The following is a 16,573-nucleotide window of genomic DNA, read 5'->3' on the forward strand; positions in this document are numbered from 1 at the left end:
TGCAAACCTCAGGATGACAAACTTTTTTAATTCCATGCCCGCAACCCCCGAAATAAATAAGCCGCCCATGCTGCCTTCCTGGCGTGCCTGGTATGGGCTGGTGCTGGCGGCGCTGGCGGCGGAAATAGCGCTATTTGTGTGGCTTAGTCGCTACTTCGTTACATGAGCGCGCTGGACTGGGCCGTGCTGACAGGCGCGCTGACGTTTATCATCGGGTACGGGGCCTGGCGTACGCGCCGAGCCGGCTCCTCCCTGGATGGCTATTTGTTGGGCGGCCGCCAAACCCGCTGGTGGGGCGTGGGGCTGAGTATTATTGCCACGCAGGCCTCTGCCATTACTTTTCTCAGCACGCCGGGCCAGGCTTATGCCGATGGCATGCGCTTTATCCAGTTTTACTTTGGCTTGCCTATAGCCATGGTGCTGATTTCCATTGTAGCCGTGCCCATTTACCAGCGGCTACAGGTTTTTACGGCCTACGAATACCTGCAAAGCCGCTTTGATAAACGTACCCGCACCCTGGCGGCCGGCTTGTTTCTGCTGCAGCGCGGGCTCAGCAACGGACTTTCCCTGTATGCTCCGGCCTTGGTTTTGTCGGCTATTCTGGGCTGGAATACTACTGTTACGGTATGCCTGCTGGGGGCCGTTATTATTGGTTACACGGTTAGCGGCGGCACCCGCGCCGTTACCGTAACACAGCAAGGGCAGGTAGCGGTAATCTTCTGTGGCATGGTAGTGGCCGGCTACCTTTTGGTGCATTATCTGCCCAGGGAGGTAGGTTTTAGTGATGCCATGCATGTGGCCGGCCGCATGGGCAAGCTAAACCTGGTTGACTTCCACTTCGACTGGGAAAACCGCTACAACTTCTGGACCGGTATGACGGGCGGCTTGTTTTTGGCACTTTCCTACTTCGGTACCGATCAAAGCCAGGTGCAGCGCTACCTCTCCGGCCAGAGCGTGACCCAAAGCCGCCTGGGCCTGCTCATGAATGGGCTGGTAAAAGTGCCCATGCAGTTCGGGATTCTGCTGGTAGGCGTGCTGTTGTTCGTATTCTACCTGTTTCAGCCCGCCCCGCTCACCTTTAACCGCCCCATGTATGAGCGGGTGATGCGCAGCGACATGGCACCACAGGCCAGGCAATTGGAGCAGCAGTATACGCTTATTCAGGACGCGCAACGCGAGGCGGCTACGGCACTGGTGGCCACCCACCAACAAGGCAACACCCCGGGCCAGGCTGCCGCCAATCTGCGCCTGCAGACCACCCAGGCAGCCGCAGCCGGCATTCGAGCATCGTGGAAAGGCCTGGTGCAGCAGGTAGCCCCCGCTGCCGATTCCAAAGACACTGACTATGTCTTCATTTCCTTTGTGCTGCGCTACCTGCCACGCGGGCTAGTGGGGCTCTTAGTGGCCGTAGTGCTGAGCGCGGCCATGAGCTCTGCCGCCTCCGGCCTCAATTCCCTGGGCTCTACAACCGTTATTGATTTGTACCGCCCCTTCACGCGCCGCCTGCACTGCCCCGATGCGCACCTGGTAGCCGTTTCGCGCTGGTCTACGGTGGGCTGGGGTGTGCTGGGGGTAGGTTTTGCGCTGTTTGCGGCGCAAATGGAAAATCTTATTCAGGCCGTCAATATTTTGGGCTCCCTGTTCTACGGCACTATCCTGGGCATTTTTGCGGTGGCTTTTTTCCAGAAGCGGGTACATGGCCGGGCAGTATTCTGGGCGGCTGTCGTTACGCAGCTGGCAACCTTGCTGGCTTTCTGGCTCACTGACATTGCCTATCTGTGGTATAATATACTGGGCTGTTTTGCCGTGATGCTGCTGGCAGAAGGCGCTCAAAGGCTGGCAAACCGGCGAGAAATCCGCCTGCAGCAGCCGGCTTCGCTGTAATAAAAAAGCCCTGATGTCCGGCTGGACATCAGGGCTTTCTCAATGAAAGATGGATTAGGACGTCTTTGGTCAGAATCCCGGTAGAGTAGGAACCAGCCGCTTACAGCTTGCCGGCTTTCTTGGCTTCCAGAATTAAGGCGTCGTTCATTTTTACGTAGTCAGCATTTTTTGCCTCCTGTGCCAGTTTCTTGGATTGCTCTGCGGCCGTCACAGTGCCTTTGTAGTCCTTCAGCTTCATACGGATTTTAGCTTCGGTCAGCATGTTCCAGAACTTGGGGTCTGTGGCATTGGCTTTCTGAATCCAGGCCAGCGCCTGCTTGGGGTCTTTGTTGTTATCGTGGTAATAGGCAGCAGCAGCGGCCAGGTCGTTGGCGTTAGGTGAAGCGTTTTTAACGACTTTTTCGTCAATCTGCGCCATCACTTTGCTGTCTACATCAGCCATCACCTTGAACTTGGCGCCGGTCATTTCCCACTGCATATCCACGTTAGCGGTGGCGGGGGTAAGGTCCGTGAAGTTAATGGTGAAGGTTTCCACCTTCTGGCCCAGCTTGTAAGGCTTCACTTTAAAGGAAGCTACATCGTCGGCCGCCTTAAAGCCAGCTACGTCGGCGCCCTGCTTCAGGCTTTTGTTGAGAACTACGGTCCATTCGGTTTTGCCGGGAATGGTGTACAGACCATATTCGCCGGCCGGCACTTTCTTGCCTTCCACCGTCACATCATCCGAAAACTTGATGGCCGTAGTAGCATTAGCGCCCGTGCGCCAACGCTTACCATAGCCTACCACGGCTTTGCTGGTAGAGTCGCCGAAAATCATGCGGCCTTTGGCGCTGGGGCGAGAGTAGGTAATTGTAATGTCGGTGAGGCCTACGCGCTGTGTTACGGTGCTTTTAGGGCTGGCCGCCGGGGTGTTTAGCTGCGCCTGGGCGGTAGGCGCGGTGAGTAACAGGGCGCCGGCCAGTGCCACACTGGTCAGCAAAGCAGAAGATGTTTTCAGCATCATAGAAAGTAGAAGAAAGGTGGATACGTGGGGTAAAAGTACACCTTTTGGGCTATGCCCGGTACTGCGGCCCCATAGCTGCCTGGCTAAGTACCTGCCTGGCTGTATATCCCTGATTTTAGGATGGAAGTGCCGCTAATAAGCTTAGATTACTGATATATATCATTGGTTTGATTCTGTGAGGGCCGCACCTTCATGCACACGACCACAGCCTTGGTATTACCGTCATGCGCAAGTTGGCGGCCTCTTTCTCCCGGTGTAATACCTTTTATATGCAGCTCACCGTTTTTAGTGCCCACGCCTTTGAACAGCCTTACCTGACCCAGGCTGCCCAGGAAAGCCATGAGTTGCGCTTTATTACCGAAGTATTGGGACCCGATACTGTAGAAAAGGCACAGGGCAGCACGGCCGTGGCACTTTTTACCAGCGACGATGCTTCAGCTCCGGTGCTGGAACGCCTGCACGCGCTGGGGGTGCGCTACCTAGCCGTGCGTGCCGTGGGCCACGACCAGGTAGACCTGGCCGCGGCCACCCGCCTGGGCATGCGCGTCGCAAACGTGCCCGAATATTCTCCCTACGCCGTGGCCGAGCATGCCGTAGCGCTGATGCTGGCCCTCAATCGTCAGCTTTGCCGCGCCAACGAGCAGTTACACCGCGGCGACTTCCGCCTCGATAACCTGGTGGGTTTCGATCTGCATGGTAAAACCGTTGGTATTCTGGGCTGCGGACGCATCGGATCCGTTATGGCCAGCATTCTGCACGGGTTTGGCTGCCATCTGCTGGGAGCCGACGTAGTAGAAAACCCGGAACTGTGTCAGCGCTTCGGGCTGGCGTATGTGTCGCGCGAGGAGCTGTATGCCCAGGCCGATATTATCACGGTGCACGCCCCGCTCACGGCCCAAACGCACCACCTGCTGGATGAGGCAGCGCTGGCGCAAATGAAACCCGGCGTTATGCTGGTGAACACCGGCCGCGGTGGTGTCTTAGATACCAAAGCCGCCCTGGCTGCGCTGAAATCGGGGCAGATAGGCTACCTGGGGCTCGACGTATATGAGTTTGAGAAAGGGCTGTTTTTCAACGACCGTTCCCAGAAGCCACTACTGGAAACCGATGCGCTGCTCGCCGAACTGGTCACTCAGCCCAACGTACTGGTAACGGGCCACCAGGCATTTCTCACCCACGAGGCTCTCACTAACATTGCCACCACCACCATAGCCAACATCACCTGCTGGGAGCAAAAGGGAACGTGCATCAATGAGCTGCGGGGGGCATAGTCATCTTTCCAAAAGCCACTATACTGGCATGCAGCCTAAGCTAACTTCTGCCCTTATTTCGGGTATTTTAGGGGCAAAAGGCGCTTTAGAAATAGCGGGTTTAGTAGGCGGCTGATGAACCGGGACTCAGGTGTACGACATAACTAAACCCAGGCCGGTGAGCACCCGGGTTTTCACGCTTAATGCCCCAATCAGGCGGGTTTCCGGCAGCGGCCACTTACGGATCAGCGTTGGAATAGCCATAATGCCGGCCTCTTCGGCACGGTCAGGGTCAAGTTGAATATCAATGATTTCGAGCTCGTAGGTGCCCTTTAAATCCTCTTTGCAGATGCCATTCAGCATGCCGATGGCCTCCACCGAGGTGGGGCTATTGCCGTTGACAAAGAGCTGAAGAATGGGTTTGGCCATGGAATAGGGTGAAAACACCCGGTGTGTGCGTGTTTGCTGTGTTACAGGAGCCGATTACTAAAGCTTATGCACTGGCGCAATGCCGGTAAGTATGCCGCTGACGCCCGTAAAAGGAGCGCCCAGGTTCAGGCCCTTGTCATCAATGGTGAACCCGCGAATGGAGGAGTCGTGCTTGGAGCCGCGCATCTTCAGCACGGAAAGGCTACGCTGCATATCACCCGACATCTCCACATAGCGCAGCAGTATAATAGTATCAGTGAGTGGGGAGATGTTACCCTCTGTATCGGACGTGCCACCCGAGAGTAGCGTGGTAGTAACGGTGAGCAGGCAGGTAATTTGCTGATGCTTCAGAAAGGAAGTAAGGCCAATAACAAACTCGCGGAAGGCCTTATCGGTGCTGGTGCGCGAGAGGGCCGAAAGGCTGTCTAAAGCAATTCGGTCAGGCTTGAATTCCTCCACCAGCCGCTGAATGTGCAGATAGTGGTCTTCCAGCGAAGACACTTCCGGGTAAAGACATTCCACTTTCAGGGAGCCGTCGGCTTCAAGGCCGGCAAAGTCGTAACCCCATCCGGCAGCATTGCGGAAGATCTGCTCACGGCTTTCCTCAAAGGCCAGCAGTAGGGCCCTTTCCTTCCGCTCCCGTACTCCGTTCAGAAAGCTGGCCACTAGCAGCGTCTTGCCCGCTCCAATTGAGCCAGATACCAGCACTATGGAGTCGCGGTAGAAACCGCCCCCACACATTTCATCCAGCTTGGCCACGCCCGAGGTGACGCGCACTCCCGAGGAGCGGTAGCGCAGATCCATTGCCGAGAGTGGGATGATAACAATGCCCCGCTCAGGTACGATGGTATACAGATTTTCGCCTTTCTCGTGTTTACTGCCCCGGAATTTGAGAATTTCAATGGTGCGACGCCGCTTTTCATCGTAAAGCACGTTGCGCAGGATGATGACGTTGTCCGTGAGAAACTCCTCCACCCCCGAACGTGACACCCGCCCATACTCCTCGCTGCGCTCAGTGGTAATGAGCGAGGTAGCCCGCAGGCGCCCCAGGGTTTGGGTTACCTGGAACAGCTCGCGCCGAAAGCTGTTCATCTCCGGGTATTGGGCAAACACATTGCCCATCGAGTCCAACACCACGCGCTGAGCATTGCACTTGGTTACGGCCCGCTCCAGGCGCACCTGAAAGGCACTTAAATCATAGGTGCCCACCGTCACCGGCGCGTCGCCATCCTTGGGAGAAGCATCGAGAAACACCCATTTGCCATCCTTTTCCCACTGGTCTATATCCCAGCCCAGGCTGCGCAGATTAAGGCGGATGTCTTCTACCTGCTCTTCAAAGGTGACGAACACACCCGCCTGGTCAAAGTGCTGAATGCCCATGGCCAGAAACTGCGACCCGAATAATGTTTTGCCGCAGCCGGGGCTGCCCGCTAGCAGGGTGGTACGGCCCAGAGGTAAGCCTCCGTCGGAAATGTGGTCGAAGGCTGCTATGCCGGTGGCCAGCTTCTGAATGGTCATCTACTAATCGGAAGGGAAGGTGGAAGAAGCGCCTTAAAGCTGCGCAGGGGCAGGTAGAGCCGGAGCCGCTTATTATGCCCACTCCGACTGGGGGAGGGCACTGCCCTGCTCCGCATTACTGGTAAAAGTACATTAAATACTCCCTGAAAATCAGAAAATTTCATTTACCGGCCGCCAGCGGTACTCCCTGGACCCAGGAGGTTAGTTCCCAGAGGGTGCTTCCATGCTTTGTATCATCCGTTTATAGGCAATCAGAAAAGGCGCTAACCCTTGGAGACAGGCGCTGTCTGCTGGCCGGTTTCCGCCAGCACCATATTCTGAATGCCCTGCAGTAAAGCATCCGGCGTAAAGGAAATACTGTCGATACCCTGGGCCACCAGGAACTGCGCAAACTCCGGGTAGTCACTGGGGGCCTGGCCACAAAGGCCAATCTTCAAGCCGCTCTGGTGCGCCGCCTTTATGACCTGGTGCAGCAGCCGCTTCACCGCCGGGTTATTTTCATCAAACAGTTGACCAATGATGGCTGAATCCCGGTCAATGCCCAAGGTGAGCTGCGTCAGGTCATTGGAGCCGATGGAAAACCCATCGAACACGGTGGCAAACTGCTCGGCCAGCAGCACGTTGCTGGGAATTTCGGCCATGACATAGATTTCCAGCCCGTTTACCCCCCGCACCAGCCCAAAGTCGCGCATAATATCCACTACTTTCTGGCCTTCCTCCACCGTGCGACAGAAAGGAATCATGGCCTTTACGTTGGTGAGGCCCAGCGTGTCGCGCACCCGTTTCAGGGCTTCACACTCCAGCCGGAAACCGTCGCAGTAGGCGGGGTGGTAGTAGCGCGAGGCGCCCCGGAAGCCCAGCATGGGGTTTTCTTCCTCCGGCTCAAACTGCCGCCCGCCCAACAGGTTAGCGTATTCATTGGTCTTGAAGTCGCTCATGCGCACTATTACATCCTTGGGGAAAAACGCGGCGGCCACCAGTGCTATGGCCTGCGACAACTTCTCCACGAAATACTCCGATTTGGATGAGTAGTAGCGCGTCAATTTATCAATCTCCTGACGCGCGGCTTCATCCTTCAGCTCGTCAAACTTGACCAGAGCCATAGGATGAATGCGGATGTTGCTGCTGATAGCGAATTCCATGCGCATTAGCCCCACGCCCTGGTTAGGGTAGCGCGAAAGCCGTATGGCCTGATCGGGGTCGGCCAGAATAAACATGGGCTTGGTGCGCGGCAGCCGGATGGTACTCAGGTTGATGGTGGTTTCCTGCCAGGGCAGCTCACCGGCAAACACCTGACCCTCGTCGCCCTCGGCGCAGGAAACAGTAATGCGCTGCCCATCCTGAATCTGCTGGGTGGCGTTGCCGGTGCCCACCACGGCCGAGAGGCCCAACTCCCGGGCTACAATGGCCGCGTGGCTGGTGCGCCCTCCCTGGTTGGTAACCAGTACGGAGGCTTTGCGCATCACCGTGTTCCAGTCGGGGTTAGTGATGTCGGCCACCAGAATGTCGCCGGGCTGCAGGCGGTGGCCTTCGGCGGGAGAGGACAGGATGCGCGCTATACCGGAGGCTATCTGATGCCCCACGGCTTTGCCCACCGCCAGAACGGGGCCGCGCTCTTTCAGGTGATATTCGTGCAATTGCAGCTCCTGGTGGCCGTGGTGCACGGTTTCCGGGCGGGCCTGCACAATGTAGAGTTGGTTGTTCTGGCCGTCTTTAGCCCATTCTATATCCATGGGCTGGCCGTAGTGCTCCTCAATCAGCAGGCACCAGCGGCCCAGTTGTTCGGCTTCGGCATCAGTGAGCACAAACTGCGCCTGCTGCTCCGGAGGCGTGGGCACATTTTCAATAGTAGGGCCGGGGCCAGTGTGCGCCGCAGCATAGCGCATGGTACGGGCCTTGTCGCCCAGCTTTTTACTAACCAGCGACTGGTGCCCGGCCCGCATGGAAGTCTTAAAAAGGTAAAACTCATCGGGGTTCACGGCGCCCTGCACCACGTTTTCGCCCAGCCCCCAACTGCCCGTCAGGTAAATCATGGGCTCAAAGCCAGTTTCGGGCTCAATGGTAAACGCCACCCCCGCCGAGGCCAGATCAGAGCGCACCATGCGCTGCACGCCCACTGATAAAGCCACCTGCATGTGCGGGAAGCCATTCTGAATGCGGTATTTGATGGCCCGGTCGTTAAACAGCGACACGTAGCATCGGCGGCAAGCCTCCAGCACCGCGTCTGTGCCTTCGATGTTCAGAAATGAGTCGTGCTGGCCTGCAAAGCTGGCGGAGGGCAGGTCTTCGGCCGTAGCGCTGCTGCGGACTGCTACTTGGGCGCCGGTCGGCGTATCGGCGCTAAGTTGCTGATAAGCGGCAGTAATGGCAGCGCGTACTGGCTCCGGTATGGTAGCATTCTGCACCAATGCCCGGGCAGCAGTTCCTACCTCGTGCAGGTTGCTGAACTCCTGGGCATCGACGGTATGCAGAAGGGTGGTAAGCTTCTCCCGAATGTCGGTTTCATCGAGCAGCAGCCAATACGCGGCGGCCGTGGTGGCAAATCCATCCGGCACGTTGATGCCTTTTGGCGTCAGCTGGTTGAACAGCTCGCCCAACGAGGCATTTTTGCCGCCAACTATGGCTACCTCGCTGCTGGATAAATCCCGGAAAGGAATAGTGTAGGTCGCGTCCATGACTGTTCTCGCAATACGGCCGGGTTACTGGCAGCCAGTGAGGAGGAATCGTTAAGATGCGGGGGATAAAGGGCTTATGCGTTGATATATATCATAGGGGGAGGTGACATTGGTCAGGCATATGTACACTCATGAAGAAGGTATATGAAAGAAGCTTATCAGCCGGAGAATAGAGTTTGCTATTCCATTTCAGTCACAAACTTTACTCGTCGAATACCTATCTCTTCAAATTGGTGAATCAAAGCCATAACCCGATGAGAAGGAACCGTTTTATCAGCTCGAATAGCAAGAGCACGACCTGTATCATTTTCCGGCTCTACTCCCAGATCCGGTGGCGGAGATAATGTATTTGCGGGGCTTTGATTCTCCACTTCCTGAAGCCCGGCTAAGAGAAGTTCTGTTAATAGCCCTGAATCGTTTTCAAGCGTTAGTGGAATTCCATTAAGCTGTAGCTGACGCCGTGCAGGTGGCATATCGAGCCACTTTGGCAATTGCCTAACATCCTGACTGAGAAAAGGCAACTGTTCAAGCTGCTCTTCTTGTTGCGGTGTGAACAAGACGTTGTGCTGTTTTGCTACCCGTTGTATAATGGCTGCTAACAGGTGCGGCTGGTTTGCAGAAAGGTGAAACCTGTCCTGCGCATCAAGGTGAACTATAAGGGCATATTCAAGCCCTTTAGAGCAGTTATTACTGCAAGTAGGAGTATTTACATAAGGAGCCGTAATGGGCGACGGACCCGTAGAAGTCAGCATATAGAATAGCACCACCATCAGCCACACCCCAAAGAAAATAACTGACCCGAACTCGAGGGTTAGCACACGACGGAGGGAATATGAAGTAGTGCGCATCAATTGTTTAGATAGTTGACCGAATCAATGTAACGAAAAAGGGCGAAGCTATGCTTCGCCCTTTTCTCAGATGATATGGGAAGCCTTAACTCAGCTCAAACTGCAGCTTCAGTAAATTCGCATACAGGCCATTCTCATTGTGAGCCAGCTCATCATGGGTGCCTTGCTCCACAATGCGGCCGCCATCAATCACCAGAATCTTGTCCACTTTGCGGATGGTGCTCAGCCGGTGGGCAATGATGATGCTGGTGCGGTTCTGCATCAGCTCGTCCATGGCCTGCTGCACCAGCTTTTCACTCTCGGAGTCGAGGGCGGAGGTGGCTTCATCCAGAATCAGGATGGCGGGGTTTTTCAGGATGGCGCGGGCAATGGCCACGCGCTGGCGCTGGCCGCCGGAGAGCTTCACGCCCCGCTCGCCTACCAGCGTGTCCAGGCCCTCGGGGAAGGTGGAGATGAACTGCCAAGCGTTGGCCTTGCGGGCGGCTGTGATAATCTCCTCGTCCGTAGCGTTGGTTTTGCCATAGGCAATGTTCTCCCGAATGGACCCACCAAACAGCAGGGTTTCCTGGGGCACAATGCCGATGTGGCTGCGCAGCTCCGTCAGGTCGAACTGGCGGATGTCGTGGCCGTCGATGAGGATTTTACCGCTACTTAGCTCGTAAAACTGCATCAGCAGCTGTACAATGGTGCTTTTGCCGGAGCCACTGGGGCCTACCAGCGCAATTTTCTCGCCGGCCTGAATATCGAAGGTAATGTCTTTGAGCACCGCCAGATCGGGGCGGGTAGGGTAGCTGAAGGCCACGTGGCGGTAGTCGATGTCGCCGCGCACTTGGAGCGGGGCAGTACCGGCCACGCGGGCGCGGTGCGTAGGCTCGGAGGGCTCATCCAGAATTTCCAGAATCCGCTCGGAGGCGCCCAATGTGCTTTGCACTTTGCCGTACAGCTCGCCCAGGCCGCCTACCGAAGCGCCAATAAAGATGGTGTAGAGCGCAAAAGACGTCAGGTCACCGATAGTCATTTGACCGGCGGCTACCAGGGAGGCGGCGCGCCACAGCACCAGAATAATGCCACCAAACAGGCCGATAATGACGAACGACACAAAGCCGCCGCGGTAGAGGTTGCTTTTCAGCGCTGCCCGCACCGTATTGGTAAGCGAGGCAGAGTAGCGGCGGGTTTCAAACTGCTCGTTGGTGAAGGCCTTCACCGTGTTAATGCCCTGCAGCGTTTCTTCCACAATAACGTTGGTCTTAGCCAGCTCATCCTGCGTGGCTTTGGCCAACACCCGAATTTTGCGCCCGAACACCATGGCCAGCACCACAATGGGCGGGAAGGTGAGCAGCATAAACATCGACAGCTTCACCGACACCATCATGATGAACACGATGCCCACCACCAAGGTCATAATCTGCCGGAACAGCTCGGCCAGGGTCAGCGAAAAAGAATCCTGAATCTGGCTGACATCGGAAGTGATGCGCGAGGTGATGGCGCCCACCCGGTTCTTCTCGAAGTACGGAATGGGTAGGCTCACGAACTTGCCGTAAAGCGCCTGCCGGATATCACGCACCGTAAACTCACTTACCTGCGTGAAAAACCAGATGCGGCCAAACGAAAACAGCCCCTGGAAGACAATGATGACAAACAGGCCCAGCGCAATCTGATTGATAGAAATGGCGCTGCCATTGGGGAGGATGAAGGGCTTGCCGTTAGCGGTGTCCGTAAGCTTGCCAATTACCCAGGGGAAGCACATAACGGTAGCGCTGGACAAGGCCAGCAGCACCATGCCCACAATGAATTTGGTCCGATACGGTAGTACATAGCGGAAAATCCGCAGGGCTTTCTGCAGATTCTCTTTCGTTAATTTCTTCTTGGGTACATCCGGATCAAGGGTTGTACCGCTGGTATTCATTCCGCTTCGGGCCATGTTTGGGGTATTCGGAGCTATATATCGGATGGGACTAGTTCCCCTCCTCAGATGAGGAGGGGTGCCCGAAGGGCGGGGTGGTTGACTGTCGTTGAACGATAACTAACTCTAGGTTTCTAGCTCTAGTTTTCAACCACCCCTAGCCCCTCCTCATCTGAGGAGGGGAACTAACTTTTAACTCGTAGCTCTACTCATTGAGGGTTATTCAAACTTGACTTTCGTCTTCGATTTTTCAAATTCTAAAATAGAGCTGTCAGCAAATGGCACGGGCAACTGTACCGGTACTGATACCGCCACGCCCTTACGGGTGGCAGGCTTCCAGGCCGGTAGCAAGGCCAGCACGCGTAGGGCCTCGGCGTCGCACTCCGGCGAGAGGCCTTTAACCACCGTTGCATTGCTCAGGTGGCCGTCGGCTTCTACCGTAAAAGTGGTTAGCACGCTGCCCGTAATATGCTTGACGCGCGCGGCGTCCGGATACTGTACATTCAGGGCAAAAAATTCGCCCAGGGCCTCCGCACCGCCCGGAAACTGCGGTGGAATATCGGGCCGGTTGGTGGCGGGGGTGCGCTGCACCTGCATATGGCCGGGCCGGAGTACGGTGGGCTGCTTAGCAGCGGGAGCAGGCTGAGTTTGTGCCTGCGCTGAGGCCGCCAAGCCAACCAGCAGCAGGAGAAAAAACAGATGTTTCACGAGGGAGCAGGCTTACAAGGTGAACAGGACAAACCGGTAAAAACAGGCAGGCACCGCACGGACCCGTAAAGGTACACACAACTGCTCCCATTACCGTTGTTGCCTAACCCCTCAGGCGTGAGCCGGGTTCAATTCGTGTACCTGCGCTGTACGGGAAATAGCCAGTAACCCAAGGAACGTGAGGGCGCCGTTGAGCAGCAAAATCTCAAACCCAAATTTGTAGCCGCCCAGCCAGGCCTCAGAGTTAACGTTGATGATGTACGTAATGATAGGCGCGGCCACGCACACGGGCAGTACCATCCGGTCGCGCAACTGCAAACGGGTAAGAATACCGAAGGAGAACAGGCCCAGCAGCGGCCCGTAGGTGTAGCCCGCGGCCTTAAACACGGCCGTAATCAGGCTCTGGTCGTTCAGGGCCTGGAAAATGAGAATAATCACCATCAGCACCACGGAAAAGCCAAGGTGGGTAAGCTGGCGCAGGTTTTTCTGCCGGTTTTCGGGGTACTGCTTGATGTTGAGAAAATCGACGCAGAAAGAGGTGGTCAGGGCCGTCAGGGCCGAGTCGGCAGAGGCGTAGGTAACGGCAATAATGCCCAGAATAAAGATGATGCCGGCAAACAGGGAAAAATGGTTGGTAGCCAGCAGCGGGAATACGTTGTCGCCAATGATTTTTCCTTCGGCATTGGTGGGCAGCTGAATTCCCTTTACGGCGGCATACTGATAGAGCAGAACGCCCAGCGTCAGGAACAGCACATTCACGAAAACCAGCACCAGCGTAAACCAGAACATGTTTTTCTGGGCATCGGCCAGGGAGCGGCAGCTCAGGTTTTTCTGCATCAGGTCCTGGTCGAGGCCGGTCATCACAATGGTGATAAAGGCGCCGGAGGCAAACTGCTTCCAGAAGAACTTGTCGTCTTTCAGGTGGCTGAAGTAGATCTGAGACATGGAGCTGTCCTTCACGGTCTTCACCAGCTCCTTCAGGCCCAGGTTCAGCTCGGAAGAAATCAGGTAAATGCTCACGCCTACGCAGGTCAGCATAGCCAGCGTCTGGAAAGTGTCGGTCCAGAGAATGGTTTTGAGGCCGCCTTTAAAGGTGTAGAGATAAATTAGCAGAATGCTGACAATCACCGTCACGTAGAACGGCACGCCCATCTGATCAAACACGGCCAGCTGCAGCACGCCCGCCACCAGGTACAGGCGGAACGCCGAGCCAATGGCCCGGGAAATCAGGAAAAACAGCGCGCCGGTTTTGTAGCTCCAGAACCCAAACCGCTGCTCCAGATAAGTGTAGATAGATACCAACTGCAAACGATAGTACAGCGGCATCAGCACCAGCCCAATCACTAAATACCCCACCAGATACCCAAATACCACCGCCATGTAGCTCCAGGCCTGCGACTGCACCATGCCCGGCACCGAAATAAACGTGACGCCCGACAGCGAGGTGCCAATCATGGCAAACGCTACCATATACCACGGCGCATTGCGGTTAGCAATGAAGAACGACTCGCTGGTGGCTTTGCGGGAGGTGAGCACCGCAATGATGATGAGAACAGTGAAGTAGCCCGCAATCAGGCTCAGAATCAGGGTAGGGGACATAAAGACAAATGTAGCACATGCTTCTGCTTGTGCCGGTATCAAATTGTAGCGTACACCGAAGCATCCAGCTATTCGGCTACTTACCTATTCCCACTCACTCCAGCGCAGCACCTCGCCCACGGCGGGTGCGTGGAGCTCACCCCGGAGCATGCCGCCGGCTGCCACTTCCTGCAGCAGGCGCAGGGGCTCCGAGGCGGGCTCGTCGCTGAGGTCGAAGGTGCCGTAGTGCATGGGTACCACGTGGCCGGCGCGCAGCACGTTGGCCGCCTTGGCGGCTTCATGCGGGTTTACGTGGCTTAGCTGCATCATAAAGGCGGGCTTGTAGGCCCCAATGGGCAGCAGGCAGACATCAATGGGACCGAAGAGCTTTTCAATTTCCTCGAAGTGCTCCGCGTAGGCTGTATCACCGGTAAAGAAAATCAGGCGGCCATCCGGGGTGCGAATCATAAAGCTACCCCAGAGTACCTGGTTCATATCCGTAAGGCCCCGGCGGTGCCAGTGGGCAGCGGGCAGGTAGAAAATTTCCAGCGGGGCATTGGGACCCAGGTCAAACTGCTGCCACCAGCCGGCTTCCTGCACCCGGAGTGTCGGGGCCATTTTTTGGAGCAGGGGCTGCATGCGCAGGGAAGTCAGGACCTGCATTTGGGGGTTTTGGCCGGCCAGCCGCTTCACCGACTGTTCATCAAGATGGTCGCGGTGGCCGTGGCTGAGCAACAGGTAATCAATTCCGACGATATCCTCCGGGCGGCAAGGCAGCGGGTGACGACGGCGCAGAAACGGAGAGTCGTACAGGACGGGGTCGAAGAGCAGGGTAAGGCCCGCCACGCGGAGTAGAAAGGTGGCGTGGCCCAGCCATACCAGCGCGTCGTTGGCCGAGGTGAAAAAGTCGGTGCAGGGTACTACGGCCGGGGCCCAGGTATCCTGCTTCTTTTCCTGCTTTTGCGGATTCTCGGTGAGCAGCTTCCAGCGGATAACGTTGCTGAAGTCGGGGTTGTACAGCTTATCGCCATTGGCGAACTGTTGGCCGAAGAGCTTGTTGCCGGGGTAGTTGGGCTTGATGGTGCGCAGCTGCTCGTTGCGGGCGTACGTAATGCGTTCAGCCATAAATAAGTGGCAGGTGGTAACAGGGAAAAACCGGCAGCGGGCGGGTTTGTATGGATTATCAGCTTAAAACAAAGCTCTCTGAAAAATCGATTTCAGAGAGCTTCAGCAAAACAAAAAAGCAGGTTAGTACCCTAAGGGCTGTCCCGAAGCCGGGCCGTAGTACATGCCGTTGCCCGGCGCAGCGCCGGAGGAAACCCGGATGCCGCCGGAAACCGAAACACTCTCGGAAATCTGGAAGTCGGCCCGCAGATTCATGCCGGAGCCTGGCGTGCCAAAGCCCGCGTAAGGATTTACTACTGGCCGGCCGGCCATAGTAGGCGTCAGGTCTTTCCAGGCCGTTCCGGTGAGGGAGAGACGCGGCGATACCGCATAAATTCCCCCAGCCTGAATCAAATAATGATGGGTACCCATAGGTCCCAAACGGGAGCCGCCGTTTTCGGCCGTGGCATACGGCGCCCCCGGCATGGTACGCAGGTACGTAACGCCCCCAAACACAGAAAAGCGGGGAGCAAGCCGGTATACCACGGAAGGACTCAGGTAAGAAGCAGAGCCATAACGACCCGCAAACATGGCGCCGGCCGTGAGGCTGTAGGAAGCGCGCCCGCCCAGCAGACCGGGGACCGGGCGCGAGGCCGTGGCAGCTCCGCTAGCCATTGTCTGTGCCGAAGCAGAGCTAACCAGCAGGCTCAAGGCAGCGAAAAGAGCACCAAATCGGAACATAGAAGAAAGGCGGCAAGGTGGAAATCCTATGCTAAGATACACAACATCCCCTGGAGGGTTGTAGCAGCCAGGGCCGAGGCAGAAGAAAACCAGCATCGCAGCGTGGTGCAGTCCTGCTAATCCAGTATTTTGGGTGGCTAATTCTGTGTTTTTACTTTTTAACCTTTACCTGATTTATGGAAGAATTTGTACCCGAAGAAATCAATGAGCAGCCCGAGTTGATGCTGTCAGCGGAGGAAGCTTCGCAGGTTATTTCCGGTTATATGCGCCAGGTGTATACCTGGATGACGGTGGCCCTGGCCCTCACGGGTGGGGTGGCCTTGTTTGTAGGCGCCTCGCCTATGGTGCAGCAATTGGTATTCGGCAACCGCCTGGTATTTATGGGTTTGCTGCTGCTGGAGCTGGTGGTGGTCGGTTTCCTGTCCCGCAAGGCTTTCGACTGGACAATAGGGCAGACGCAGGCGGCCTTTGTGGGCTACGCGCTGCTCAATGGCCTTACCCTGGGCGTGGTGTTCCTGGTTTACACCGCCGACTCCATTGCCTCCACCTTTTTCGTAACGGCAGGCACCTTTGGCGTGATGAGCCTCTACGGCTTTTTCACCCGCACCGACCTCACCCGCTGGGGAAACCTGCTCCTGATGGGCCTCATCGGCCTTATCATAGCCTCGGTAGTGAATATGTTCCTGCTGAACTCCATGCTTTACACCATTTGCTCCTTCGTCGGGGTGCTGCTATTCGTAGGGCTTACTGCCTACGATACCCAGAAGCTGAAAATGATGGCCTTCATGGGCTATGGCGAGGAAGACACTACCATCAACCAAAAGGCGGCCGTGCTGGGCGCCCTGACACTGTATCTGGACTTTGTAAACCTGTTTCTCTACATTCTGCGCCTGTTTGGTCGTCGAAAGTAACCTTCGGTTCAACGCACAAAAAAG

The 16,573-nt window shown here is 56.3% G+C and carries 14 protein-coding genes; 4 read left to right on the forward strand and 10 right to left on the reverse strand.

From position 1 onward, the window contains the following. Positions 1 to 34: 34 nt before the first annotated feature. Positions 35 to 166, forward strand: coding sequence for a hypothetical protein (locus tag Q4G72_RS07155; protein ID WP_303310729.1), 132 nt, complete (start codon positions 35 to 37; stop codon positions 164 to 166). Next, positions 163 to 1,884, forward strand: a complete 1,722-nt coding sequence (locus tag Q4G72_RS07160; RefSeq protein ID WP_303310730.1) for a sodium:solute symporter family protein — start codon at positions 163 to 165, stop codon at positions 1,882 to 1,884. The genes Q4G72_RS07155 and Q4G72_RS07160 overlap by 4 nt, the downstream gene beginning before the upstream one ends. Positions 1,885 to 1,984: 100 nt before the next feature. Here the strand turns inward: Q4G72_RS07160 and Q4G72_RS07165 are convergent, their stop codons facing one another. Beyond that, positions 1,985 to 2,884, reverse strand: coding sequence for a DUF2911 domain-containing protein (locus tag Q4G72_RS07165; protein WP_303310731.1), 900 nt, complete (start codon positions 2,882 to 2,884; stop codon positions 1,985 to 1,987). A gap of 269 nt (positions 2,885 to 3,153) precedes the next feature. Here Q4G72_RS07165 and Q4G72_RS07170 point away from each other — a divergent pair, with 269 nt between their 5' ends. Further along, on the forward strand, positions 3,154 to 4,155 hold the full coding sequence (locus tag Q4G72_RS07170; RefSeq protein ID WP_303310732.1) for a 2-hydroxyacid dehydrogenase: 1,002 nt from the start codon (positions 3,154 to 3,156) through the stop codon (positions 4,153 to 4,155). Positions 4,156 to 4,281: 126 nt separating this feature from the next. On the opposite strand, the gene Q4G72_RS07175 is transcribed toward Q4G72_RS07170, so the two are convergent. The 9 genes from Q4G72_RS07175 to Q4G72_RS07215 form a co-directional block, all read right to left on the reverse strand. Continuing rightward, on the reverse strand, positions 4,282 to 4,563 hold the full coding sequence (locus tag Q4G72_RS07175) for a circadian clock KaiB family protein (RefSeq protein WP_303310733.1): 282 nt from the start codon (positions 4,561 to 4,563) through the stop codon (positions 4,282 to 4,284). 57 nt (positions 4,564 to 4,620) lie between these two features. Continuing rightward, complete coding sequence (gene kaiC, locus Q4G72_RS07180) at positions 4,621 to 6,081, reverse strand: circadian clock protein KaiC (protein ID WP_303310734.1); 1,461 nt, start codon at positions 6,079 to 6,081, stop codon at positions 4,621 to 4,623. A 263-nt stretch (positions 6,082 to 6,344) separates the two neighbouring features. Continuing rightward, a complete protein-coding gene (gene ppsA / locus Q4G72_RS07185; protein ID WP_303310735.1) occupies positions 6,345 to 8,756 on the reverse strand; it encodes a phosphoenolpyruvate synthase in 2,412 nt (803 codons plus the stop codon). Between the two features lie 179 nt (positions 8,757 to 8,935). Then, positions 8,936 to 9,604, reverse strand: a complete 669-nt coding sequence (locus tag Q4G72_RS07190; protein ID WP_303310736.1) for a hypothetical protein — start codon at positions 9,602 to 9,604, stop codon at positions 8,936 to 8,938. A gap of 85 nt (positions 9,605 to 9,689) precedes the next feature. Next, positions 9,690 to 11,525 carry an ABC transporter ATP-binding protein gene (locus Q4G72_RS07195; protein ID WP_303310737.1) on the reverse strand — a complete coding sequence of 612 codons (1,836 nt, stop codon included), beginning with the start codon at positions 11,523 to 11,525 and terminating at the stop codon, positions 9,690 to 9,692. 201 nt (positions 11,526 to 11,726) lie between these two features. Continuing rightward, positions 11,727 to 12,215 (reverse strand): energy transducer TonB, encoded by a 489-nt coding sequence (locus Q4G72_RS07200; protein ID WP_303310738.1) that lies wholly within the window; start codon positions 12,213 to 12,215, stop codon positions 11,727 to 11,729. A 111-nt stretch (positions 12,216 to 12,326) separates the two neighbouring features. Beyond that, positions 12,327 to 13,814 (reverse strand): sodium:solute symporter, encoded by a 1,488-nt coding sequence (locus tag Q4G72_RS07205; protein WP_303310739.1) that lies wholly within the window; start codon positions 13,812 to 13,814, stop codon positions 12,327 to 12,329. 84 nt (positions 13,815 to 13,898) lie between these two features. Continuing rightward, complete coding sequence (locus tag Q4G72_RS07210) at positions 13,899 to 14,918, reverse strand: MBL fold metallo-hydrolase (RefSeq protein WP_303310740.1); 1,020 nt, start codon at positions 14,916 to 14,918, stop codon at positions 13,899 to 13,901. Between the two features lie 123 nt (positions 14,919 to 15,041). Further along, positions 15,042 to 15,638, reverse strand: a complete 597-nt coding sequence (locus tag Q4G72_RS07215) for a hypothetical protein (protein WP_303310741.1) — start codon at positions 15,636 to 15,638, stop codon at positions 15,042 to 15,044. Between the two features lie 176 nt (positions 15,639 to 15,814). On the opposite strand from Q4G72_RS07215, the gene Q4G72_RS07220 reads away from it, so the two are divergent. After that, entirely contained in the window at positions 15,815 to 16,549 is a 735-nt protein-coding gene (locus Q4G72_RS07220) for a Bax inhibitor-1/YccA family protein (RefSeq protein WP_303310742.1), read from the forward strand. Positions 16,550 to 16,573: the final 24 nt, after the last annotated feature.

It is taken from the genome of Hymenobacter sp. BT730, from assembly GCF_030542105.1.
GTDB lineage: Bacteria > Bacteroidota > Bacteroidia > Cytophagales > Hymenobacteraceae > Hymenobacter.